At 63.7% G+C, this 22,490-nt stretch carries 19 protein-coding genes and 1 pseudogene; 6 read left to right on the top strand and 14 right to left on the bottom strand.

Going from position 1 to position 22,490, the window contains the following annotated elements:
- Positions 1-141 precede the first annotated feature (141 nt).
- From FW796_RS13920 to FW796_RS13905, 4 genes are all read right to left on the bottom strand, one after another.
- Complete coding sequence (locus FW796_RS13920) at positions 142-1,818, bottom strand: ShlB/FhaC/HecB family hemolysin secretion/activation protein (protein ID WP_346636285.1); 1,677 nt, start codon at positions 1,816-1,818, stop codon at positions 142-144.
- Positions 1,819-2,010: 192 nt separating this feature from the next.
- The gene (locus FW796_RS13915; protein ID WP_346636284.1) at positions 2,011-3,543 is read right to left on the bottom strand and encodes a collagen-like triple helix repeat-containing protein; all 1,533 of its coding nucleotides are present in this window, start codon (positions 3,541-3,543) and stop codon (positions 2,011-2,013) included.
- A 531-nt stretch (positions 3,544-4,074) separates the two neighbouring features.
- On the bottom strand, positions 4,075-4,929 hold the full coding sequence (locus FW796_RS13910; RefSeq protein ID WP_446439477.1) for a MaoC/PaaZ C-terminal domain-containing protein: 855 nt from the start codon (positions 4,927-4,929) through the stop codon (positions 4,075-4,077).
- Positions 4,930-4,931: 2 nt separating this feature from the next.
- On the bottom strand, positions 4,932-6,284 hold the full coding sequence (locus FW796_RS13905; protein ID WP_346636282.1) for a 3-oxoacyl-ACP reductase: 1,353 nt from the start codon (positions 6,282-6,284) through the stop codon (positions 4,932-4,934).
- Between the two features lie 133 nt (positions 6,285-6,417).
- Between FW796_RS13905 and FW796_RS13900 the strand changes: the two genes are divergently transcribed.
- Positions 6,418-7,695, top strand: coding sequence for an acetyl-CoA C-acetyltransferase (locus FW796_RS13900; RefSeq protein WP_446439476.1), 1,278 nt, complete (start codon positions 6,418-6,420; stop codon positions 7,693-7,695).
- Positions 7,696-7,779: 84 nt separating this feature from the next.
- Here the strand turns inward: FW796_RS13900 and FW796_RS13895 are convergent, their stop codons facing one another.
- Positions 7,780-8,508: a methyl-accepting chemotaxis protein gene (locus FW796_RS13895; protein WP_430962757.1), complete on the bottom strand. Its 729-nt coding sequence runs from the start codon at positions 8,506-8,508 to the stop codon at positions 7,780-7,782.
- Between the two features lie 129 nt (positions 8,509-8,637).
- Positions 8,638-9,570, bottom strand: a pseudogene (locus FW796_RS13890) (cache domain-containing protein); the annotation flags it as partial.
- Between the two features lie 612 nt (positions 9,571-10,182).
- Between FW796_RS13890 and FW796_RS13885 the strand changes: the two are divergent.
- Positions 10,183-11,079 (top strand): PA4780 family RIO1-like protein kinase, encoded by an 897-nt coding sequence (locus FW796_RS13885; RefSeq protein WP_346636279.1) that lies wholly within the window; start codon positions 10,183-10,185, stop codon positions 11,077-11,079.
- Between the two features lie 47 nt (positions 11,080-11,126).
- Here FW796_RS13885 and cueR read toward each other — a convergent pair whose 3' ends face one another.
- From cueR to FW796_RS13870, 3 genes are all read right to left on the bottom strand, one after another.
- Positions 11,127-11,531 (bottom strand): Cu(I)-responsive transcriptional regulator, encoded by a 405-nt coding sequence (cueR, locus tag FW796_RS13880; protein ID WP_346636278.1) that lies wholly within the window; start codon positions 11,529-11,531, stop codon positions 11,127-11,129.
- Positions 11,528-13,924: a heavy metal translocating P-type ATPase gene (locus FW796_RS13875; protein ID WP_446439475.1), complete on the bottom strand. Its 2,397-nt coding sequence runs from the start codon at positions 13,922-13,924 to the stop codon at positions 11,528-11,530. Before FW796_RS13875 ends, cueR begins: the two co-directional genes overlap by 4 nt.
- A gap of 151 nt (positions 13,925-14,075) precedes the next feature.
- Positions 14,076-14,459, bottom strand: a complete 384-nt coding sequence (locus FW796_RS13870; protein ID WP_123725977.1) for a hypothetical protein — start codon at positions 14,457-14,459, stop codon at positions 14,076-14,078.
- 145 nt (positions 14,460-14,604) lie between these two features.
- On the opposite strand from FW796_RS13870, the gene FW796_RS13865 reads away from it, so the two are divergent.
- Both FW796_RS13865 and FW796_RS13860 read left to right on the top strand, forming a co-directional pair.
- Positions 14,605-14,802: a heavy-metal-associated domain-containing protein gene (locus FW796_RS13865; protein WP_102863030.1), complete on the top strand. Its 198-nt coding sequence runs from the start codon at positions 14,605-14,607 to the stop codon at positions 14,800-14,802.
- A 92-nt stretch (positions 14,803-14,894) separates the two neighbouring features.
- Positions 14,895-16,091: a multidrug effflux MFS transporter gene (locus tag FW796_RS13860; protein WP_446439474.1), complete on the top strand. Its 1,197-nt coding sequence runs from the start codon at positions 14,895-14,897 to the stop codon at positions 16,089-16,091.
- 1 nt (position 16,092) lies between these two features.
- Here FW796_RS13860 and FW796_RS13855 read toward each other — a convergent pair whose 3' ends face one another.
- The 3 genes from FW796_RS13855 to FW796_RS13845 all read right to left on the bottom strand — a co-directional run bounded on the left by FW796_RS13855 (position 16,093) and on the right by FW796_RS13845 (position 17,751).
- A complete protein-coding gene (locus tag FW796_RS13855; RefSeq protein WP_185073655.1) occupies positions 16,093-16,269 on the bottom strand; it encodes a hypothetical protein in 177 nt (58 codons plus the stop codon).
- Between the two features lie 144 nt (positions 16,270-16,413).
- Entirely contained in the window at positions 16,414-17,427 is a 1,014-nt protein-coding gene (locus FW796_RS13850) for a zinc-binding alcohol dehydrogenase family protein (RefSeq protein ID WP_346636275.1), read from the bottom strand.
- Positions 17,428-17,457: 30 nt separating this feature from the next.
- Positions 17,458-17,751 (bottom strand): putative quinol monooxygenase, encoded by a 294-nt coding sequence (locus tag FW796_RS13845; protein WP_446439473.1) that lies wholly within the window; start codon positions 17,749-17,751, stop codon positions 17,458-17,460.
- 118 nt (positions 17,752-17,869) lie between these two features.
- On the opposite strand from FW796_RS13845, the gene FW796_RS13840 reads away from it, so the two are divergent.
- A complete protein-coding gene (locus tag FW796_RS13840) occupies positions 17,870-18,778 on the top strand; it encodes a LysR family transcriptional regulator (RefSeq protein ID WP_346636273.1) in 909 nt (302 codons plus the stop codon).
- A 123-nt stretch (positions 18,779-18,901) separates the two neighbouring features.
- On the top strand, positions 18,902-20,278 hold the full coding sequence (locus tag FW796_RS13835; RefSeq protein ID WP_346636272.1) for an MFS transporter: 1,377 nt from the start codon (positions 18,902-18,904) through the stop codon (positions 20,276-20,278).
- Positions 20,279-20,358: 80 nt separating this feature from the next.
- On the opposite strand, the gene FW796_RS13830 is transcribed toward FW796_RS13835, so the two are convergent.
- Both FW796_RS13830 and FW796_RS13825 read right to left on the bottom strand, forming a co-directional pair.
- Complete coding sequence (locus FW796_RS13830; protein ID WP_346636271.1) at positions 20,359-21,312, bottom strand: adenosine deaminase; 954 nt, start codon at positions 21,310-21,312, stop codon at positions 20,359-20,361.
- A gap of 180 nt (positions 21,313-21,492) precedes the next feature.
- The gene (locus tag FW796_RS13825; RefSeq protein ID WP_446439472.1) at positions 21,493-22,458 is read right to left on the bottom strand and encodes a 2-oxoglutarate and iron-dependent oxygenase domain-containing protein; all 966 of its coding nucleotides are present in this window, start codon (positions 22,456-22,458) and stop codon (positions 21,493-21,495) included.
- Positions 22,459-22,490 lie beyond the last annotated feature (32 nt).

The following is a 22,490-nucleotide window of genomic DNA, read 5'->3' as shown; positions in this document are numbered from 1 at the left end:
CTGACGCTCATCGAGTGGTCAGGACGCGGGCAGCGCTTTTTTTGAACAACACTCAAGCACCTGATCGCGGAGCCCTCTGCGAGAGGTGTCGTGCGGGCAAAAAAAGGCCTGCCGCTGGGCAGGCCTCGGTCACACCACTGTTCAGAGTTGATAACTGAAGCTCAGGGTGTAGCGCGGACGGCGGTTGTAGGTGTCCAGGGCTTCATCGGACATGGGCTTGGCTGCCTCCAGAGCGATGTTGTAGTGCTTGGCGTCGCCGAAGCGCAGGCCCACAGCGGCTGATGACAGGTTACTGCCCCTGACCGGCAACTGGTTGAACCAGGTCTTGGAGCGGTCCAGCACGACGTAGGGTTGCAGTACCCGGACCCAGGGGCCCTCACGATGGAAGCTGTAGTTCACCTCATAGGCCACGCCCCAACCCTTGTCCCCAGTGGCCTGGTCATCGGGATAACCCCGCGCGAAGTTCTGCCCGCCGAAACTGGCCCGTTCACTGTCGGGCAGGTTGTCGTCGCTCCAGTAGAGGGCCGCGGAAAGCACCCCCTGCCAATTGTCGAAGAAACGGTCGCTCTGTACCCCCGCCACCCGCAGGCGGAAGAAATCCAGGTCGTAGAGCTCGTTGTTGGTCTTGGCCCCCATGCTGTCCAGGCCCCGGTAGATACCGGCGCTGAGAATCCGCAGTTGGCGCGGATCGGACTTGCTCCAGTCACCCTCCAGCGCCAGGGCGCGGATATCGGTTTTCTCTTCCAGGGTCAGGGGGCTGTTGCTCACCCGATAGCGGGTCTTGTCGTTCACCGCATACAGGCGCGTACCGGCGGTAAGCATCTCATTGGGCGAGGCGATGAAGGGGTGGCTGACACCGATGGAGAAACGGTCGTTCTCGCGATGGGGCTCAAGCTCCAGGCCATTGGCCAATTGCACGTTGCTTCGCGGATCACTGCGGTAGCGTGCACCGTAGAGGCTCAGTTGCGTGCCCTCGGAACCCAGCAACTGGCTGTAGTCCAGGCGGTAGTAGTGTTCCTTGTCCTTGCCCGGGGGAAACAGTCCGCTGAGGCTGAGCTGTTCGCCCCAGGCCGTTTGCGAGCTGCTGGTAATGCCCACCAGGGCCTGCAGGCCGTTGCGGTTGTCGTCGGTGCTGTTGAGGGTGGTGCTGATGGGCTTGCGGCTGGCCACGGCCACCAGTTGCGTCGCACCGTCGGTGGTTCCCGGTGGCGGCACCACCGCTTGCAGGGTCACACCCGGTACCCGGCTCATCAGCGTGGTATAGCGTTCGAAGGTTTTGCGGGTCAGCGGGCGTTCGGCCTTTAGCTTGCTCACCAGCTTGTCCAGGTAGGTGGCCACCGGGCCGATGTCGCCCTGCAACTGGTAGTCCCTGATATAGCCTTCCACCAGCACCACCCGCAGGACACCCTGGTCGAAGTTCTGCTGCGGCATGAAGGCGTAGGACAGCAGGTAGCCGTCGTTCTGGTAGCGTCGGGTGATCTCACGAGTGGCTTCGATCAATTGAGCGAAGCTGGTTTCATGGCCGATCAATGGCTGGTAGATCGCCGCCAACTCCTCAAGCGGGTAGACCGTGCCGCCCTCGATCTGTACCTGGCGCACCGTGACCTTGGTGCCCATCATCAGCGGCTGCTGCCCTTGAGGGGCGACGGGTTGCTCGGGCATCTGCAACTGCGGTGTGGCCGGGCGATAGGCGTCCACCGGCAGGTTGGGTTGGGGGAGGTTGGTAATGCTGTCGTTGCTGTTGAGAAAACGGGGAAGGGAGTCGGCGTAAGCGGAGGTACAGCATCCAATCAACAACAAACTGGCCAACGTGCGCATAGGACACTCCATGGTCAAGCCGCAGCGATGCTAAAAGTCCTCATTCCATGCACCGTTCAGGGTCTGAGCCATGATCGGGTGCTGGATTGTCATGCTCTGGATAAACAAAAAGGCGAGAGACTCATCTGAATCCCTCGCCCTCAACCAAGCGTAGGCGCTGTAGGTAAGGCCGTCGAATCGGCCAGGTGCAAATTATTTTTTGCTGCCGCCCAGGGCGCCGGTCAAACCACCCAGCACACCACCCAGGCCACCGTTGAGACCCGCTCCTGCGGAAGCGCTGCCACTGGCGCTGGCGCCGACCCCGAGCCCACCGAGCAAGCCGCCGCTGGGGGCAGTGCCACCGTTGACCAGACCGCCCACCGAGGCCACGGTGCTGCCCACTGCGCCGAGGGTGCCGCCCAGGGCGCCGCCGACCTGATTGCCGCCCGTGCTGCCGGCTACGGTAGTGCCCACATTGCTCACAGCCCCGCCCACTTGGCCCAGCAGACCGCTGACCGGGCCACCCAGACCGCTGGCTGCGCCCACTTGCTGGGTCAGGCCGGAGACCGAACTGGTGATCGGATTCAACGCCGAGCCAAGGTTCACACCGACACTGGCCAGAGGAGCGGTGACCACCAGGTTGGGAGTGCCTGGGCCGCCCAAGGCGCCGCCCACCGAAGCGATCAGGCCGCCCACTGCACCGCCAGCGGCACTCCCTGTGCTGACAGTGCCATTGGTGTTGCCGGTATTGATGCCGTTGCCGAGGTTGGCCACTGCACCGCCTACGACTTCCAGCAAGCCGGTGCCGCCCAGGCCAGTACCACCGCCGGTGCTGCCACCGCTTCCGGTGCCGCTCCCGGACTTGCCGACGTAGCCACCCGCGCTGTTTACAGCGCCGCTGGCATTGCTCAGGGCATTGCCCAACAGGTCGGTCACAGGGTTGCCATCACCGGTATCACTGACCTTCTCGCCGGTATCATCCACAGCATCGGTCACCCCTTTGATCAGACCCTTGACCGGAGCGCCGAGGCCGGTGCTGCTGCCGACTTTGCCGGTCAGGCCTTCTGCCATGCTCACTACCGGTACCAGTACCTTGTCACCCACGCCGTCGGTCAGGGTGCCTACCGGCCCGCTGCTGGTAACGGTACTCAAGGTGTTGCCCAGCATGGTTACCCGGGTGCCGACACCGCTGAGTACCGGGGCCACCCTGGTCACCACGCCACCGACTACCGGAACGCTTTGGGTGGTCGCCGCCAGTTGCCCGCTGAGATCTTTGACTCCGGTGCCCACATCGCCGACCACGTTGCCGACGGTGGCGGTGGTCTTGCTCAGGGCCTTGGGATCGCTGCCCAGTTTGCCGAGGCCGTTGGTCAAGCCTTCACCAACGGTGTCCACTACATTGCCGGTAGTGTTGACGGCACTGCGGGCCAGGCTGCCTACCACCGGAACCGCCGCCAGGGAGTCGCCCAGGGCAGTGACACCGTCGCCGACACCGCTCACGGTAGTGCCCACGCCGGACACCACGTCCGCAGTCACCAGGGTGCTGGTCGTGCCACCTGTTCCGCCTCCGGTGCCTCCGCCGGTACCACCACCTGTTCCGCCACCAGTACCACCGCCAGCAGTGGTTGGAGATGAGCTGCTACCGCCACTCTTATGGCCGCCACCGCCGCCGCTGCAGCCTGCCAGGCTGAGGGTCAGGATCATGGCCAGTGCTGTACATGCTTTCCATCCGAATTGAGTTTTCATGAGAGGTATCCCTTGCACCTGTTACAACGTTCGTTGTTTTCGACAGCTCTCCAGTTCTGTGCTGAAGATGCCTTCGTCCGTTGTCTACATAAAAGGCGCAAGCGACTATTTGAACAATTATGAACTTGGTATTAATGACTTGTGTTCTTGGGGTTTTGTTTCTCTATAAGCAACTAGTTTAAAAGTATTGGCTGTGGGTTTGTGTTTTTATAAGTTATTGTTAGTTAAGGGATTATTGTGTGAGGTTGGAGTGTTCTCTTTGGGGTTTAAACTAAAGTTGTATATATACAATTAATAGGTTTTATTTTGCTTTCTAGGCAGCGGGCGACAACTGCCGGGACTTTCTTAGTTGGTGTCGAGGGCTTTCAATTCTGCGCAAGCCGATACTGCGCGAGCGAATGGCTGTTGGAGCCTGTGATGCCTGGTCCCATCGGGTGGCTGTTGTGCCTGCCGTTTTTCGCTGGGGACTTTCTGGCCCGGCAAGCCGGAATCCACGCTCAGTTAGCCAAGCAGGTCGGGGTTGATGACGTCTCAGGCGATGGGCTGCCAGCGACCCTGCATATGTTGCAGATCGCCGTTGCCCAGTAGCAGGAGTTCGCCACTGGACCCAGCGGCGTTGGCCAGCAAGCGGACGGTCCCCGGCAGCAGCACGGGCTTCATGAACTGCACCGACACTTCGATATTCGCGGCCGGCAGGTGCTCGCTCAGCGCCGCCAGGGTCATGGCCTTGTTCCACAGACCGTGGGCTATGGCCTGGGGAAAGCCGAACAGACGGGCACTCCAGGCGCTGAGGTGGATAGGGTTGTAGTCACCTGAGACCCTGGCGTAGCGTCGGCCGATGTTGCTTTCGGCCTGCCAGCGGCTCACCTCGTTCAGACCTTCACCCAATGACGGGAGCGGCGCGGCAGGCTCTCCGGGCAACTTGACTGTGCGACAGAGCATCTGACTTTCGGCTTCCCAGAGTGGCCCCAGCAGATCGTCCACGGTGGTCACCAGATCGAACACCGCCCCCTTGGCGTGAGGTTGCAGGTTGTCTACCCGGACGCCGATCCGCACGCTGCTGACGTTGCCCATGGGGCGTAACACTCGAATCCGGTTGGCCAGATGGACCAGCCCCAGCAACGGGAAGGGGAAGTTCTGCGCGGTGAGCAGCTGCATTTGCAGCGCGAAGGCCAGCACATGGGGATAGGTGGCGGGGAGCAGGCCGTTGTCGGCAAAACCGCAGACCTTGCGATAGGCCGCCAGCTGTTTGGGCTCCAGGCTGATCCAGCAGCGCAGCCCGTCTTCGGGCAACTCGGTGCCATGAGGCCGTCGTCTCAGCGCCGCTTTGAGAAACAGCGGCGGCAGGAGTGCAGGCAGGTTCAGTTCATGCCAGTGCGTCGTCATTTTCAGGCTCCCAGGACACTTTGGCCACACACCCGCAAGGCTTGCCCGCTGACCGCGCCACTGCCCGGCTGGCCGAGCCAGGCCACGGCCTCGGCGACGTCCTGAGGCAGCCCGCCCTGGCCCAGGGAACTCATGCGGCGTCCGGCTTCGCGCAAGGCGAAGGGCACCTTGGCGGTCATCTGGGTCTCGATGAAGCCTGGCGCCACGGCGTTGATGCTGATGCCCCGGGCCTTGAGCACGGGTGCCCAGGCCTGGGCCAGGCCGATCAGCCCGGCCTTGCTGGCGGCGTAGTTGGTCTGCCCACGGTTGCCGGCGATGCCGCTGATGGAGGCCAGCAAAATCACGCGTCCGTGATCGTGCAGTAGGCCGCTGTCCAGCAGGGCCTGGGTCAGCACCTGTGGGGCATTGAGGTTCACCGCCAGCACCGCGTCCCAGAACTCCGCGGTCATGTTGGCCAGGGTCTTGTCCCGGGTGATCCCGGCGTTGTGCACCAGGATGTCGATACCGTCGGGCAGTTGCTCGAGCAACTGGGCCGGGGCGTCCTCGGCGCAGATATCCAGGCCGATGGCGCGTCCGCCGAGACGGGCGGCCAGGGCTTCCAGATCGGCCTTGGCCTGGGGCACATCCAGCAACAGCACCTGAGCGCCGTCCCGAGCCAGGGTTTCGGCGATGGCCGCGCCAATGCCTCGGGCCGCGCCGGTGACCAGGGCCTTGCGCCCGGCCAGTGGTCGGCTCCAGTCCTGGACCTGGCTGGCACAGGGCTGCAAGTGGATCACCTGCCCGGAAACATAGGCACTCTTGGGCGAGAGAAAAAATCGCAGGGCGCCTTCCAGCTGCTCTTCGGCGCCCTCGGCCACATACAGCAGTTGCAGGGTGGCGCCGTCGCGCAACTCCTTGGCCAGGGAGCGACTGAAGCCCTCCAGGGCGCGCTGGGCACTGGCGGCAAAGGGCTCTGCCAGGGTTTGCGGAGCACGTCCGAGGATCAGCAGATGGGCGCTGGATTCAAGGCTTCGCAACAGCGGCTGGAAGAACTCCCGCAGTTGCTTGAGCTGGTCGGTATGCAGCAGTTCGCTGGCATCGAAGACCACTGCCTTGAGCTTGGGCCCGTGGCCGGGAATCCAGGGCGTGGCCAGGGCCGGATCGGTGCCGTAGCTGTAGACCGAGTCGGTCAGGCGCGGTGCCAGGGCGCTCACCTGTTGGGCCATGGCGCCGCCACCGATCAACAGGGCGCCTTCGATGGGCCGCAGACGGCCGGCCTGCCAGCGCTCCAGACGTACCGGTGACGGCAGGCCAAAGGCCCCGACCAGGCGCTGGCCGATGGACGAATTGGCGAAGTCGATATAACGGTCGGACATGGAACGCACTCCGCAGGCTGGGGTTCAAAGTGTGGACCACGAATGGCCCCGAGTCGTTCGATCTGCGAGAAGCCTCCTACGCTAGTGGGGGACGTACTCACCGAAGTCGCACTCAAAGAATAGGGAGCTTTCCATGACACAGCTGCGCCGCGTCGCGATTATCGGCGGTAACCGCATTCCCTTCGCCCGCTCCAACGGCCCGTATGCCACGGCCAGCAACCAGGCCATGCTCACGGCCGCCCTGGAGGGGTTGATCGAGCGTTACCAGCTCCATGGCCTGCGCCTTGGCGAAGTAGCGGCGGGGGCGGTGCTCAAGCATTCGCGGGACTTCAACCTGACCCGGGAATGCGTGCTGGGTTCGCGGCTGTCGCCCACTACCCCGGCCTATGACATCCAGCAAGCCTGCGGCACCGGCCTGGAAGCGGCCTTGCTGGTGGCCAACAAGATTGCCCTGGGGCAGATCGACTGCGGCATCGCCGGTGGCGTCGACACCACCTCGGATGCGCCGATCGGGGTCAACGAAGGGTTGCGGCAGATCCTGTTGCAGGCCAATCGGGCCAAGAGTACCGGTGACAAGCTGAAGATCCTGCTGCAGTTGCGGCCCCATCACCTCAAGCCGGAACTGCCGCGCAACGGTGAGCCGCGCACCGGCCTGTCCATGGGTGAACACTGCGAGCAGATGGCCAAGACCTGGAGTATTCCCCGTGGCGAACAGGACCAACTGGCCCTGGAAAGCCACCAGAAGATGGCCGCCGCCTATGCCGAAGGCTGGCACGACGACTTGCTCACGCCCTTCCTCGGCCTGACCCGGGACAACAATCTGCGCCCGGACCTGACCCTGGAAAAGCTCGCCAGCCTCAAGCCCGCCTTCGATCGCAGTGCTGCGGGCACCCTCACCGCCGGCAACTCCACGCCGCTGACCGACGGGGCCTCCCTGGTGTTGCTGGGCAGTGAGCAATGGGCCCGGGAGCACGGTCTGCCGATCCTCGCCTACCTGCGCGACGGTGAGGCTGGCGCGGTGGACTTCGTCAATGGAGCCGAGGGGCTGCTGATGGCACCGGTGTATGCCGTGCCGCGCTTGTTGGCGCGCAACGGGCTGAGCCTGCAGGACTTCGACTATTACGAGATCCACGAAGCCTTTGCCGCCCAGGTGTTGTGCACCCTCAAGGCCTGGGAGGATGCGGATTATTGCAAGACCCGCCTGGGCCTCGACGCGCCCCTGGGGCCCATCGATCGCGCGCGGCTCAATGTCAAAGGCAGCTCCCTGGCGGCGGGACACCCCTTTGCCGCCACCGGTGGACGGATTGTCGCCAACCTGGCCAAGTTGCTGAGTGTGGCGGGGCAGGGGCGCGGGCTGATTTCCATCTGTGCGGCCGGGGGCCAGGGCGTGACGGCGATCATCGAACGCTGAGGTTCGTGGCATTCGCCGGCAAGCCGGTTCCTACAGAGAAATACCTCAAACCCGTAGGAGCCCGGCTGGCCGGCGAAAGGGTCCTCAAGTCTTGAAGCGTCGTACCAGGCTGTCCAGCTCATTGGACAGCCCGGCCAGGCTCTGGGAGTCCAGGCGCGCCGCGTTGGCCAGTTCCGCCACCAATTGCGCATCGCCATGGATCTGGCTGATGTGCCGGTTGATGTCTTCCGCCACTTGATGCTGCTCCTCGGCGGCGGTGGCGATCTGGGTGTTCATGTCGCGGATCACGTCCACCGACTCGCGGATCTGTCCGAAGCTGTTGCGCGCCAGGCCGATGCGGTTCACTGACTGCTGGGACACTTCCAGGCTGGCGTGCATCTGCTGGGTCACGGCGCTGGTGCGCTTGGCCAGGTTGCCCAGCAGCCCGTCGATCTCGGCGGTGGAATCGGCGGTGCGCTTGGCCAGGGCGCGGACTTCGTCGGCCACCACGGCAAACCCACGACCCTGTTCACCGGCCCGGGCCGCCTCGATGGCGGCGTTGAGGGCCAGCAGGTTGGTCTGCTCGGCGATGGAGCGGATGGTGCCGAGAATCGACTGGATGTCGTTGCTGTCGCGTTCCAGTTGCTGCATCGATTGTGCCGACTGCTCGATCTCCTGGCTCAGGCGGTCGACGCTGTGTACCGCGTCGTCGATCTGCTGCTGGCCTTCCTGGGCCTGACGCTGGCCACTGTCCGCCGATTCGGCGGCCTGGCTGCAGGAGCGGGCCACTTCGTTGGCCGTGGCAACCATTTCGTGGAAGGCCGTGGACACCATGTCCACCGCTTCGCGCTGGCGTCCGGCGGCTTCGGCCATGTCGCTGGAAACCTGGGTCGAGGAATGGGAGGTGGCGAGAATCTTCTGTGCCGCCTGGCCGATGTGCTGGATCAGGCTGCGGATCGCCGCGAGGAACTGGTTGAACCAGTTGGCCAGTTGCGCGGTTTCATCGCTGCCACGGATATTCAGGTTGCGGGTCAGGTCGCCTTCGCCTTGGGCGATACCTTCCAGGCCACTGGCGACACTGCGGATCGGGCGCACGATGAGGCTGGCGAAGCTGGCTCCGAATACTGCGAACAGCACGGCCAGGACCCCGGCGATCACGGCGATGATCCAGGTCAGTTGGGTGGCCGAGCCCATGACTTCGCTCTGCTTGATCAGGCCGATGAAGGTCCAGCCCAGTTGTTCGGAAGGCCAGACGTTGGCCATGTAGTGCTCGCCACCCAGCTCAACCTGCACCAGGCCCTTGCCGGTCTTGGCCAGTTGCGCATAACCATCGCCGAGGCTGCCCAGGGCCTTGAAGTTATGTTCCGGTTGTTTGGGGTCCACCAGCACCGTGCCGTTGTTTTCCATCAGCATCAGGTAGCCGGACTCGCCCAGCTTGATCTGCTTGACGATTTCGGTGAGTTGCTTGAGCGACACGTCGACCGCGACCACCCCGCCTTGAGGGCCCAACTGGTTGGACAGGGAGCGTACGGTGCTGACCAGCACCGCATCGTCGCTGGCCCAGTAATAGGCGTCGGTGCGCAGGGTCTTGCCTGGGTTGGCCAGGGCGGTTTTGTACCAGGGGCGTACACGAGGGTCGTAGTTGGCGAGCTTCAGGTCGGCGGGCCAAGAGACGTAACCGCCGTTGCTCACGCCATAGGACACATAGGAATACGCGGGATGGCTGGCGGCCATGGCGGCGAACAGCTCGAAAATGCGTTTGTCCTGCTCGCCTTCCGGGACCTTCGCGGCATCGGCGCTCATCCAGGTCTTGAGGTCGCCGCCGGCCTGGGTCAGCAAAGGTTGGGCCGCCAGGTAGTCGATGTTCTGGCTGATGCCTTCGAAAAACAGTTGCATGGCGTTGGCCACTTGGCGGATCTCGCGACCGCTGCCGTCGACAAAGGTGTTTTCGGCATCGCTGCGCAGGTTGATCACCACCAGCGTGGCCACCAGCACCACGGGCAGGCAGGCAATGACGGCGAAGGCCCAGGTGAGTTTCTGTTTGATATTCATCCGCGCTCCAGATTTTCTTGTATGACCACGAAGTGCAGGCGACTCGCGGATTATTGGCAGCTTGAAGGGTGGCGCTGATTGCAGTCCCTGAGGCAGAAGTCGAGCAGGCAGCGATCGAACCTTGGCCGGCGGCTGACGTCTTCATTGGATTGTCGGACAAAATCCTTTTGTCTCTGATGACTTCGGCTGGGACGGCGGAAAATTGAGCCGCTGGGAGAAAAAACCTCCTTGCAGACGCCAAGGGCGTGCGACGGATGGCGGCAATCTCTCAAGCCTTGGCGGGCGTTGTTCGCTGGCCGCTCGGCTATGATCTTCGGCGGCGGGGCTTCAGGGATCTGGCACATTGAGTGCATTGCTGTCGTCCGGCGCTCGGCAGCCCTTTCCCGTGGTGGGAGGATTGCCGTATAACGAGTGACTTTCGCGTGTTTGGTAACAAGGGACCCACAATAAAAGCTGATGAAGACTCCAAAACGCATTGAACCCCTGATCGAAGACGGTCTGGTAGACGAGGTGCTGCGCCCACTCATGAGTGGTAAAGAGGCAGCTGTGTATGTGGTGCGCTGCGGCAACGAGCTACGTTGCGCCAAGGTCTACAAGGAGGCGAACAAACGCAGTTTCCGTCAGGCGGCGGAATATCAGGAAGGGCGCAAGGTTCGCAACAGCCGACAGGCGCGGGCCATGGCCAAGGGCTCGAAGTTTGGCCGCAAGGAAACCGAGGACGCCTGGCAGAACGCCGAAGTGGCGGCCTTGTTCCGTCTGGCCAATGCCGGGGTGCGGGTGCCCAAGCCGTTCGACTTCCTCGAAGGCGTGCTGCTGATGGAGTTGGTGGCCGACGAATACGGCGACGCGGCGCCACGGCTCAACGATGTGGTGCTGGAACCGGACCAGGCTCGTGAATATCACGCTTTCCTGATTTCCCAGATCGTCCTGATGTTGTGTACCGGTCTGGTGCACGGTGACCTTTCCGAGTTCAACGTGCTGCTGACGCCGGACGGTCCGGTGATCATCGACCTGCCCCAGGCGGTGGATGCCGCTGGCAACAACCATGCGTTCAGCATGCTGGAGCGGGACGTGGGCAACATGGCGTCCTACTTCGGGCGTTTTGCCCCGGAGCTCAAGCACACCCGTTATGCCAAGGAAATGTGGGCCTTGTACGAGGCCGGCATCTTGCATCCGGGCAGTGTGCTGACCGGCGAGTTCGACGACCCCGAAGAACTGGCGGATGTTGGCAGCGTGATCCGCGAGATCGAAGCGGCACGTCTCGACGAGGAGCGTCGTCAGGCAGTGCGGGCGGCGGACGATGCACCGCCAGGCAAGTCCGAAGAACCACCGCCTCCGCCCTGGATGCAGTGATGGAATAAAAAAATCCGGCCGAGGCCGGATTTTTCATGCCCGCGATTTCAGCCTTCGCAGCAACTGCCGGACGCCAGTTCCTTGAGGATCGGGCAGTCCGGGCGGTGGTCGCCGTGGCAGTGCTCCACCAGGTCCTGCAGGGTGTCGCGCAGTCCGGCCAGTTCGCGGATCTTCTGGTTGAGCTCATCGATGTGCTGGCGCGCCAGGGCCTTCACATCGGCGCTGGCTCGTTGCCGGTCCTGCCACAGGGTCAACAGCTTGCCCACTTCTTCCAGGGAAAAGCCCAGGTCCCTGGAGCGCTTGATGAACGCCAGGCTGTGCAGGTCGTCGTCGCCGTACAGACGATAGCCGCTGTCACTGCGATGGGCCGGCTTGAGCAGGCCGATGGACTCGTAGTAACGGATCATCTTGGCGCTCAGGCCGCTCTTTCGGGCTGCTTGGCCGATGTTCATTCGGCGTTCTCCAGGTCTTTGGGTTTCCAGGTTTTCAACAGTAGTGCATTGCTTACCACGCTGACGCTGGACAGGGCCATGGCCGCGCCGGCCAGCACCGGGTTGAGCAGGCCGAACGCAGCCAGGGGAATGCCGATCAGGTTGTAGACGAAGGCCCAGAACAGGTTCTGGCGGATCTTCGCATAGGTCTTGCGGCTGATTTCCAGGGCCGCCGGAATCAATCGTGGATCGCCGCGCATCAGGGTGATGCCCGCCGCGTGCATGGCCACGTCGGTGCCGCCGCCCATGGCAATGCCGATGTCGGCCGCCGCCAGGGCCGGGGCGTCGTTGATGCCGTCGCCGACCATGGCCACCACGCCGGTCTTTTTCAGTGCCGTCACCGTGGCGGCCTTGTCCGCCGGCAGTACTTCGGCATGCACATCGTCGATGCCCAGGGCATCGGCCACGACCTTGGCGCTGCCACGGTTGTCGCCGGTCAGCAGATGGCTGCTGATATGCCGCGCGCGCAGTTGCTGTACCGCTTGCAAGGCGCCGGGCTTGAGGGTGTCGCCGAAGGCGAACAGGCCCAGTACCCGGGATTGCGGGCTCTGCTCGATCAGCCAGGACAGGGTCCGGCCCTCGTGTTCCCAATCCTTGGCCGCCTGGGCCAGGCTGCCCGGGTTCAGGCCGCATTCCTCCAGCAGGCGACGGTTGCCCAGGGCCAGTTGGCGGCCGTCCAGGGTGCCGGCGATGCCGCGCCCGGTCAGGGACTGGCTGGCGCTGACATCGGCCACGGGCAGTTGGCGTTCCTGGCACAGGTCCAGCACCGCCTTGGCCAGGGGATGCTCGCTACCGCGCTGCAGAGCGCCGGCCAGTTGCAGTACCGCGTTTTCGTCGCCTTCCAGGGCCTGCATGTGGGCGATGCGCGGCGTGCCGGAAGTCAGGGTGCCGGTCTTGTCGAAGACCACCGAGCTGACTTCGTGGGCCCGCTCCAGGGCTTCGGCGTCCTTGATCAGAATGCCGTGGCGGGCGGCCACGCCGGTGCCGGCCATGATCGCAGTGGGGGTGGCCAGGCCCAGGGCGCAAGGGCAGGCGATCACCAGCACGGCCACGGCGTTGATCACTGCAGTTTCCAGGGGCGCGCCGTACAGCCACCAGCCCACCAGGGTGATCAGCGCCAGCACCAGTACGGTGGGCACGAATACCTGGCTGACCTTGTCCACCAGCTTCTGGATCGGTGCCTTGCCGGCCTGGGCGTCTTCCACCAAGCGAATGATCCGCGCCAGCACGGTTTCCGCACCCAGAGCCAGGGTGCGCACCAACAGGCGGCCTTCGCCGTTGATGGCGCCGCCGGTGACTTTATCCCCGGGCTGCTTGGGCACCGGCAGGCTTTCACCGCTGATCAGTGCCTCATCGGCATGGCTCTGGCCTTCGATGACTTCACCGTCCACCGGAAAGCGCTCACCAGGCTTGACCAGCACCAGGTCGTTCAGGCGCAGGGCGCTGATGGCCACATCCTGCTCGCGGCCGTCGATCACCTGGATCGCCCGCTCCGGGCGCAGGGCCTCCAGGGCGCGGATGGCGCTGGCGGTCTGGCGCTTGGCCCGGCTCTCCAGGTATTTGCCCAGCAGCACCAGGGCGATCACCACGGCCGAGGCTTCGAAGTACAGGTGCGGCATGCTGCCGGCGGCGGCCGTGGCCCATTCATACAGGCTCAGGCCATAGCCGGCGCTGGTGCCCAGGGCCACCAGCAGGTCCATGTTGCCGCTGCCGGCGCGCACGGCTTTCCAGGCCGCCACGTAGAAGCGCGCACCGAAGATGAACTGCACCGGGGTGGCCAGGGCGAACTGGGCCCAGGCCGGGAGCATCCAGTGCAGGCCAAAGGGTTGCACCAACATCGGCAGCACCAGGGGCAGGGCCAGGAGGATCGCCAGGACCAGGCTCCAGCGTTCGCGGCGCAGGTTCTGCTGCTGATCATTACCGTGCTTGTGTTCGGCCTGCCACAGGCTGGCGGAGTAGCCGGCCTGGGTCACGGCATTGATGAGGAGCGCCGGATCGACCTGGCCCAGCAGCTCGAGGTGAGCCCGTTCCGTGGCCAGGTTGACGCTGGCGCTGCGGACGCCTTGAACCTTGTTCAAGGCGCGTTCTACGCGACCGGCACAGGTGGCGCAGGTCATGCCGCCGATGGTCAATTCAATGGACTGCACCGGCACGCTGTAACCGGCATTTTCCACCGCTTCCAGCAGGGCCGGCAGACTGTCACCGGGGGCTTCGATCCGGGCCTGCTCCGTGGCCAGGTTGACGCTTACCGTACGTATACCGGCGACCTTGCCCAAGGCTCGCTCCAAACGACCGGCGCAACTGGCGCAGGTCATGCCGGCAATCGGCAGGTCGAAGGTGGTTGATTCAGGCATGGCTGACACTCCCTGTAAATGTTGCCTACAGGATCAACCTTGCCATGCAGGCAAGGTCAAGCGGGCATTGCCAGGGTGCTTCATTTTGTCCCAGGGGGGAGCAAAAGCACACCTTGCGCTGTAGGGCGCAAGGCGTGTGGAGGACGGTGCGTCAGTAATCCAGGGCGGTGGGCTTGAGGTACATGCCCGAGGCGTTGGTGGCGATACGGAACTTCAGCACATCGCCGGCCCGCACGCTGATGTCCTGGGAACCCGGGGCGAGCAGACCAGGGTTGCAGCCCGGCGCCTGGCCCGGCAGCAATTTCAGGCGCAGGGACACTTTGCCCGGCGGCAAGTTGAAGGAGGCGCTCTGCTCCTGGAACAGCCGGCCGGCGAGCTGGTCCTGGATGTACAGGCCGATCTCGCAGGAGGTGGCGACTTCCAGCCGCTCCCGGGAAATGATCAGTACGCCGTAGTCTTCTCCGGCGGCCAGTACTGGTGGCGTTGCCGCCAACAGACCAAGGAGGCCGACGAGGCTGAAAGTTGACCAGCGCATGGCTGAATCTCCTGCTGTGATGTCGTAAGACGTGCAGCTTGGCGGAGCGCGGCGCCGATTTCCAGCCCGGCAGTTCAATCCGGAACTTGACCTTGCCACGGTGGCAAGGACAAGACTGCATGCATCCCAATACAGGAGAAGCGCGATGCAAGTATTCAATGTTCAAGGCATGTCCTGCGGCCACTGCGTGCGGGCCATCACTCAGGCGCTGCAGAGCAAGGACCCGGCGGCCACCGTGCGGGTGGACCTGGCGGCCAAGGAAGTGGGGGTCGAGAGTCGCCTGTCCAGCGAAGAGGTGATCAATCTGATCAGCGAAGAAGGCTACGCCGTCCAGGTTGCTTGAGTCTTTTTAATAGTTAGCGACCTATCGGAATGTTCAAGGCGTCCAAGCGCAGCTAGACTGTGCGACCGCTGACCAACGCTCGCTTGGATGCCATGAACCTCCGCACAATCCTGATTCTCGGCGCCTTGAGCGCCTTCGGCCCTTTGGCCATCGACTTTTATCTGCCGGCCTTTCCCTCGATGGCCCTGGCTTTCGGTACCGATGAAAAACACGTCCAACTGACCCTGGCCGCCTATTTCCTTGGGCTGTCCATTGGCCAGCTGGCCTATGGACCTGTGGCCGACCGTTTTGGTCGGCGCCTGCCGTTGCTGGTTGGAGTGGGGCTGTTCACCCTGGCCTCACTGGCCTGCGCCTATGCACCCAACCTGGAGTGGCTGATTGGCGCACGCTTCGTCCAGGCCCTGGGCGGTTGCGCCGGCATGGTGATTTCCCGCGCGGTGGTCAGCGACAAGTGCGATGCAGTGGGCTCGGCCAAGGTGTTCTCCCAGTTGATGCTGGTGATGGGCCTGGCGCCGATCCTGGCGCCAATGCTCGGCGGCCTGCTGGTCAACCTCTACGGTTGGCAATCGATTTTTATCATGCTCACGGTGTTCAGCGCCCTGTCGGGATTGGCAGTTGCTCTGGGTCTGCCGGAAAGCATGCCGGCCACTCGCCCGCGCCTGCCGTTGTCCGGAGCGTTGCGCCAGTACGGCCTGTTGCTGGCGGACCGGGTCTTTCTCGGCCACGCCCTGACCGGCGGCATCGCCATCGCCGGGATGTTTTCCTATATCGCCGGCTCGCCCTTTGTCTTTATCAAGCTCTACGGCGTGCCGGCGGAGCACTTCGGCTGGTTCTTCGGGATCAATGCCGGCGGTTTCATCCTGGTGGCGCAGATCAATGCGCGGCTGTTGGCCAAGCGTGGTCCGGCCTTCCTGCTGGCCCGTACTGTGTGGATCTACCTGGCGGCCGGGCTGGCCTTGCTGGCAGTCAGCGCCCTGCATACGAGTGAGCTCTGGCCGCTGTTGCTGCCCTTGTTCGTGTGCATCGCCAGCCTGGGCTGCATCATTCCCAACGCGGCGGCCTGTGCCATGAACGGCCAGGGCGCGCGGGCCGGCAGCGCTTCGGCGATGCTCGGTTGCCTGCAGTTCAGCGTCGCAGCGGGTGCTGCCTATCTGGTGGGTGTGTTGCACGATGGCAGTGCCATGCCGATGGCCATGGTCATCTGCCTGTGCGGTGTTCTGGCGGTGAGCATGGCGGTCATGACCCGGCGTTTGCAGAATGCCCGGGCATTGAAATCCGCCGAGCTCTGAGTCAGCCGACGGCGCGCTGACTCTGGGGAATCTGGTGAGGGGCTTGCAAGCGGGCTTGCAGGGTCTGGGTGAAAGCCCGGGCCTCGGCTTCGCTGCGGAAAGTCACCGCGTGCTGGTCGAGACGGACTTGCCATTGAGAGCCTTGAGGGTTTGCCAATTCTTTTATCAGGATCTTCATTGCTGACCTCCTAACGGTAAAAGAGTGCGATGCAAGGGCTGCCAGTGTAGACCCGAATACGGTCACAAATATGACCGAAATCAACTCTCGGACTGACGGCGGCCATCGAGCTTTTCTGCGCGATGGCCGCCGTGCGTTCAGCCCTTAGAAACCTTCCAGGACGATCTTGCCCTTGGCCGTGCCGCTCTCCAGCAAGGCGTGGGCGCGGCGCAGGTTGGCCGCATTGATCTGGCCGAAATGCTCGCCCACCGTGGTCTTCAGGGTGCCGGCGTCGATCAGCTCGGCGACCTTGTTGAGCAGAACGTGCTGTTGCTGCATGTCGGCGGTCTCGAACAGCGAACGGGTGTACATGAACTCCCAGTGCAGCGACAGGCTCTTGCGCTTGAGCTTGGTCACGTCGAGGCTTTTCGGGTCGTCGATCAAGGCCAGTTTGCCCTGGGGCGCCAGGGCTTCCACCAGCTCATCGAGGTGGGCGTCGGTCTGGGTCAGGCTGGCGACGTGGGTCACTTGATCGATGCCGATGCGCTTGAGCTCGGTGCTCAAGGGCTGGCGGTGATCCACCACGCCATGTGCACCCAGTTCGCGGACCCAGGCTTGGGTCTGCTCCCGGGAGGCGCTGCCGATCACCTTGAGGCCGGTCAGTTGTCGGGCCAGTTGGGTGAGGATCGAACCGACCCCGCCGGCGGCGCCGACAATCAGCAGGCTCTGGCCCTGGTCGCTGCGGTCCTGGCTGATTTGCAGACGTTCGAACAGCAGCTCCCAGGCCGTGATCGCGGTCAGCGGCAGGGCTGCGGCTTCGGCAAAGCCCAGGCTCTTGGGCATATGGCCGACGATGCGTTCATCCACGGTGTGCAGTTCGCTGTTGCCCCCGGCCCGGGCGATGGAGCCGGCGTAGAACACCCGGTCGCCAACCTTGAACAGGCTGACCTCGTTGCCCACGGCCTTGACCACTCCGGCCACGTCCCAGCCCAGCACCTTGGCCGCGCCGCCTTCGGGCTGGACGTTCTGGCGGACCTTGGTGTCCACCGGGTTGACCGAGATGGCCTTGACCTCCACCAGCAGGTCGCGAGGGCCGGCGAGCGGCTCTGGCAGCTCGATGTCTTGCAGGGACTTGGGGTCGTCGATTGGTAGGGATGCGTAGTAGGCGATGGCTTTCATGGTGAATTCCTGTTGAGTGCAGAGAGAAGGTCAGACGATCAGTTGCAGGCGCTTGAGTTCGAAGTACTCGATCGCCTCGCGGGTCTGGGCGAGGAAGTGCTGGAAGTGCGGGGTGTTGTTGTGAAACTCCAGGGCGGCTTCATCGTCCCAGCGTTCCAGAACGTAGAAGGTGCCCGGCTGTTCGGCGTCCTGATGCAATTGGTAGTACTGGCAGCCGGCTTCGGCACGGCTGGGGTGTACCAGGGCACTGAGTTGGTGCTTGAGGACGCTGTGCTGGTCAGGCTTGGCGATCAGGGTCGCGATGGCGGTAAAGGCTTGGGACATGGGGTTTACCTTTGGGCAGTCAGGTGATGGGCAGATAATTGGCTATTTCTCCTGAAGATAAAACCGGCTAAAAGAGCAGTCTCTTTCAATATTTTTTTGATAATCCAGGGGCCAATTCATGCTGCGATTCGATGACCTGCAGTTGTTCGTGCGTGCCGCGGACCTGGGCAGCCTGTCGGCGGCGGCCCGGGTCATGGACCTGTCGCCGGCGGTGGCCAGCGCCGCCCTCAAGCGCATCGAGGAACACTTGGGGGCGCGTCTGCTGGCCCGTTCCACCCGCAGCCTGCGTCTGACGGCCGAGGGTGAGGGCTTTCTTGAATACGCTCGCGCCGCCTTGAGCAACCTGGATGAAGGGCGGCGCCTGCTGGCCAGTGGACAGGATCAGGTCAGCGGTGTGTTGCAGCTGTCCGCGCCTTCGGACTTTGGGCGCAACCTGCTGTTGCCCTGGCTCGACGAGTTCCAGCGCGAGCATCCCAAACTCAGCGTGCGCCTGCTGCTGGGGGACCGGATTGCCGATCTGTTCCGCCAGCCGGTGGACATTGCCCTGCGCTACGGTGAGCCGGAGGACTCCAGCCTGGTGGCGCTGCCGATAGCCCCGGACAATCTCCGGGTCCTGTGTGCGGCCCCCAGCTACCTGGCCCGTCACGGCGAGCCGCGCCAGCTGGAGCAATTGGCCCAGCACAACTGCCTGCTGTACATGCTCGACAGCCGAGCCCATGACCTTTGGAGTTTTTATGACGGCAAGCGCGAGGTGAGCCTGACCGTCAGCGGCGACCGCCTGAGTGACGATGCCGATGTGGTGCGGCGCTGGGCGGTGGCCGGTGAAGGGATTGCCTACAAGTCCTGGCTGGATGTGGCGGGCGATGTGCTGGCCGGGCGCCTGCAGATACTGCTGCCGGAGCTGCGCTGCGAAGGCGCGTCGCTGAACCTGCTGTGCACCCATCGCGCGCACCTGAGCAAACCGGTGAAGCTGTTGCGGGATCTGCTCCAGAGCCGCTGCGCCGAGATCAGCGCCCGGCGCCCGTAGGAGCCGGCTTGCCGGCGAACCCCCCCGCGTCGCTGACGGACGCGAACAGGTCGCCCTCGGCAATCAGTTCCGGCCTCGATCGCGCACACTCCAACGGTCAAGCATTCAACCGGGGGACGGGGCATGGGCATACAGGGATACAGCGCCGCAGAGCGCCTGGAACGGCTACCTATCAGCGGCTATCACCGGGTGATCTTCATCATCATTGCCCTGGCGTTTTTCTTCGACTCCATGGACCTGGCGATGATGACCTTCCTCCTCGGCTCGATCAAAACCGAGTTCGGCCTGAGTTCGGCCCAGGCGGGCCTGCTGGCCAGTTCGAGCTTTTTCGGCATGGTGCTGGGCGCCTCGCTGTCGGGCATGCTCGCCGACCGCTTCGGGCGCAAGCCGGTGTTCCAGTGGAGCATCGTGCTCTGGGGAGTGGCCAGTTACCTGTGCTCGACCGCCCAGAGCGTGGACAGCCTGACCCTGTTCCGGGTGCTGTTGGGAATCGGCATGGGCATGGAGTTTCCCATCGCCCAATCGATGCTTTCGGAGATGATTCCGGCGCAACGACGCGGCCGCTACATCGCCTTGATGGACGGCTTCTGGCCCCTGGGTTTTGTGGCTGCCGGCGTGCTGTCGTACTTCCTCCTACCACTGATCGGCTGGCGCGACATCTTCCTGGTGCTGGCGATTCCGGCGGTGTTCGTGCTGGTGATCCGCTTCTTCATTCCCGAGTCGCCGCGCTGGCTGGAGCAGGCTGGACGTCATGCCGAGGCCGATCGGGTGCTGCTGGGCATCGAGGACAAGGTGCGAGCTTCCCTGGGTGGCGGCTCGTTGCCGGAGCCAGTGCGCCTGCCGCGAGTCGAGGGCGCGCCGGGGCACTTCTTTTCCGCGCTGAAACAGATCTGGTCGCCCCTGTACCGGCAACGCACGATGATGATCTGGAGCCTGTGGTTCTTCGCATTGCTGGGGTTCTACGGGCTGACTTCCTGGCTCAGCGCCTTGCTGCAACAGTCCGGTTTTGCCGTGACCCAGTCGGTGTACTACACGGTGCTGATTTCCCTGGGCGGGATTCCCGGGTTCCTCATGGCCGCCTGGCTGGTGGAGCGCTGGGGGCGCAAACCAGTGTGCATCGTCACCTTGCTCGGCGGCGGGATCATGGCCTTCTTTTACGGCCAGAGCGCGGTGTTTGGCGGCAACGTCAGCCTGTTGATCGGCACCGGCCTGCTGATGCAGTTCTTCCTGTTCGGCATGTGGGCGGTGCTCTACACCTACACGCCTGAGCTGTACCCGACGTCCGCCCGAGCCACGGGCTCGGGCTTTGCTTCGGCCGTTGGCCGGATCGGTTCGCTGCTGGGGCCTTTGGTGACCGGGCTGGTGTTTCCCGTCACCGGGCAGGGCGGGGTGTTTGCCTTGGGCGCGTTGTGCTTTGTGATCGCGGCAGGGGTGGTGTGGCGGTTCGGGATGGAGACCCGGGGCAAGACTTTGGAGGAGTTGAGCGAAACGGGGAGCTGATAGCGAACGGCGGTGGAGCTGTTCGCCGGCAAGCCGGCTCCTACAGGCTGGTGTAGGAGCAGGTTTGCCGGCGCTGGGCGTTACGGCTTGACCAGTCGCGCATCCAGGCTGTTCTGCGCCAGGCGTCGGGCCTGGTCCTGGGTCATCCCCAGGTCGGTGTACAAGGCGTGGAAGTTCTCGGTGACGTAGCCGCCGAAGTAGGCCGGGTCATCGGAGTTGACCGTGACCTTCACCCCGCGCTCGAGCATTTGCAGGATGTTGTGCTGGGACATGTGGTCGAACACGCAGAGCTTGGTGTTGGACAGCGGGCACACGGTCAGCGGGATCTGTTCGTCGATGATGCGCTGCATCAGTCGTTCGTCTTCGAAGGCCCGCACGCCGTGGTCGATACGCTGGATCTTCAGCAGGTCCAAGGCTTCCCAGATGTACTCGGGCGGACCTTCCTCGCCAGCGTGGGCGACGGTGAGGAAGCCTTCGCTGCGCGCGCGGTCGAAGACCCGCTGGAACTTGCTCGGCGGATGACCCATTTCCGAACTGTCCAGGCCCACGGCGACAAAGGCGTCGCGGAACGGCAGCGCCTGGTCGAGGGTTTTCTGTGCTTCTTCTTCGCTCAAGTGGCGCAGGAAACTGAGGATCAGGCCACTGGTGATGCCCAGTTGCTGTTCGCCGTCCTTCAGCGCGGCGGCGATGCCGTTGAGCACCACTTCGAACGGCACGCCACGGTCGGTGTGGGTCTGCGGATCGAAGAAGGGTTCGGTGTGGATCACATTCTGTTCTTTGCAGCGCAGCAGGTAGGCCCAGGTCAGGTCGTAGAAGTCCTGGGAGGTGCGCAGCACGTCCGCGCCCTGGTAATACAGGTCGAGGAACTCTTGCAGGTTGTTGAAGGCGTAGGCCTTGCGCAGGGTTTCGACGTCGCTCCAGGGCAGGGCGATCTTGTTGCGTTCGGCCAGGGCGAACAGCAGTTCCGGCTCCAGGGAGCCCTCCAGGTGCAGGTGCAATTCGGCCTTGGGCAAGGCGTTCAGCCAGTCATACATGGTGTTTTCTCATCAGGTGCAGGTGGGCGCTGCGAGAAGGAAACTGTGCCACAGCCATGACCCTCTGCGGGGACGTTGCTGGCGGTTCGCGGTTCTCGCCGGTTTTTCACCGGGCCCGAAAAAGCCGCCATTCTACAGCCGGCGGCGCAAATGTTCGGCAAAACCTGACCGAGTGGGCGATCAGGCCTGCTCCAGCTCCCGGCGATAGGCGTAGGTATCGGCAAAACGCGAGAGCAGGAATTCGGCGCAGGTGGTCAGCGGATACTTGGCCGGATGCTCTGCGTCCTGGCAGCCGGGCAGGCATTCGATGCGGGTGTCCGGGTGCGGTTCGGCGAAGAACGGCATCGAGTAGCGATCCACCCCCAGCGGGCTGATGACCCGGTGCGGGGTCGACAGGTAACGGTCGTTGCTCCAGCGGGCCATCATGTCGCCCAGGTTGACCACGAAGGTGCCATCGATGGGCGGCGCGTCGATCCATTGCCCCTGAACGTTGCGCACCTGCAAACCGCCGGCGGCGTCCTGGTAGAGCAGGGTGATGCAGCCATAGTCGGTGTGGGCCCCGGCGCCTTGCTGCTCAGTGCTGCTGGCGGTGTGGCGCGGCGGATAGTGGATCATCCGCAGTACGCTGACCGGGTCATTGAAGCGGCAGTCGAAGAAGTCCCGCTCGATGCCCAGGGCCAGGGTCATGGCCCGCAGCAGGGTCTGGGCCAGGGCCTGCATGTCCTGATAGTGCTGCTCCATCAGGTCTTTCCAACCGGGCAGGTCCGGGTGGCGGTTGGGGCCGCGCAGGGGCTTGTCCGCCAGTACCTCGGGATGGTCGGCGGGCAGATGCAGGCCCATGTCGAAGGTTTCCTTGAGGTCGCTGGGCTTGCCCGGGTCCAGTTGCTCGGTGGCGATGGCGCCGTAGCCGCGATGGTGATGGCTCTGGGTGATGTCGATCTTGAGTTTTTCAGCGCTGGGTAGGGCGAAGAAGTGCTTGGCCGTGACCAGCAATTGCTCGATGCGCTGTGCACTGATCGGGTGACCCTTGATGTAGAAGAATCCCCATTCGCGACAGGCGCGGTCGATCTGCTTGGCGACGCTGTCCCAGCCTTGCAGCTCATCCTGATACAGCGGGCTGATATCGATGATCGGCAGTTGATTCATGAAAATGCTCCCATCCTGTTGGCGGTCCGTCG

Source organism: Pseudomonas sp. 910_21 (assembly GCF_052850735.1).
This window is presented reverse-complemented; position numbering and strand designations above follow the sequence as displayed.

Coding starts and splice junctions, on each gene's coding strand:
- FW796_RS13845 (WP_446439473.1), bottom strand. CDS start 17,751: ATGTCCCAAGCCTTTACCGCCATCGCGACCCTGATCGCCAAGCCTGAC.
- FW796_RS13855 (WP_185073655.1), bottom strand. CDS start 16,269: ATGAAGATCCTGATAAAAGAATTGGCAAACCCTCAAGGCTCTCAATGG.
- FW796_RS13870 (WP_123725977.1), bottom strand. CDS start 14,459: ATGCGCTGGTCAACTTTCAGCCTCGTCGGCCTCCTTGGTCTGTTGGCG.
- FW796_RS13915 (WP_346636284.1), bottom strand. CDS start 3,543: ATGAAAACTCAATTCGGATGGAAAGCATGTACAGCACTGGCCATGATC.
- FW796_RS13885 (WP_346636279.1), top strand. CDS start 10,183: ATGAAGACTCCAAAACGCATTGAACCCCTGATCGAAGACGGTCTGGTA.
- FW796_RS13875 (WP_446439475.1), bottom strand. CDS start 13,924: ATGCCTGAATCAACCACCTTCGACCTGCCGATTGCCGGCATGACCTGC.
- FW796_RS13860 (WP_446439474.1), top strand. CDS start 14,895: ATGAACCTCCGCACAATCCTGATTCTCGGCGCCTTGAGCGCCTTCGGC.
- FW796_RS13900 (WP_446439476.1), top strand. CDS start 6,418: ATGACACAGCTGCGCCGCGTCGCGATTATCGGCGGTAACCGCATTCCC.
- FW796_RS13830 (WP_346636271.1), bottom strand. CDS start 21,312: ATGTATGACTGGCTGAACGCCTTGCCCAAGGCCGAATTGCACCTGCAC.
- FW796_RS13825 (WP_446439472.1), bottom strand. CDS start 22,458: ATGAATCAACTGCCGATCATCGATATCAGCCCGCTGTATCAGGATGAG.
- FW796_RS13835 (WP_346636272.1), top strand. CDS start 18,902: ATGGGCATACAGGGATACAGCGCCGCAGAGCGCCTGGAACGGCTACCT.
- FW796_RS13840 (WP_346636273.1), top strand. CDS start 17,870: ATGCTGCGATTCGATGACCTGCAGTTGTTCGTGCGTGCCGCGGACCTG.
- FW796_RS13910 (WP_446439477.1), bottom strand. CDS start 4,929: ATGACGACGCACTGGCATGAACTGAACCTGCCTGCACTCCTGCCGCCG.
- cueR (WP_346636278.1), bottom strand. CDS start 11,531: ATGAACATCGGCCAAGCAGCCCGAAAGAGCGGCCTGAGCGCCAAGATG.
- FW796_RS13920 (WP_346636285.1), bottom strand. CDS start 1,818: ATGCGCACGTTGGCCAGTTTGTTGTTGATTGGATGCTGTACCTCCGCT.
- FW796_RS13850 (WP_346636275.1), bottom strand. CDS start 17,427: ATGAAAGCCATCGCCTACTACGCATCCCTACCAATCGACGACCCCAAG.
- FW796_RS13895 (WP_430962757.1), bottom strand. CDS start 8,508: ATGGTGTCCACGGCCTTCCACGAAATGGTTGCCACGGCCAACGAAGTG.
- FW796_RS13865 (WP_102863030.1), top strand. CDS start 14,605: ATGCAAGTATTCAATGTTCAAGGCATGTCCTGCGGCCACTGCGTGCGG.
- FW796_RS13905 (WP_346636282.1), bottom strand. CDS start 6,284: ATGTCCGACCGTTATATCGACTTCGCCAATTCGTCCATCGGCCAGCGC.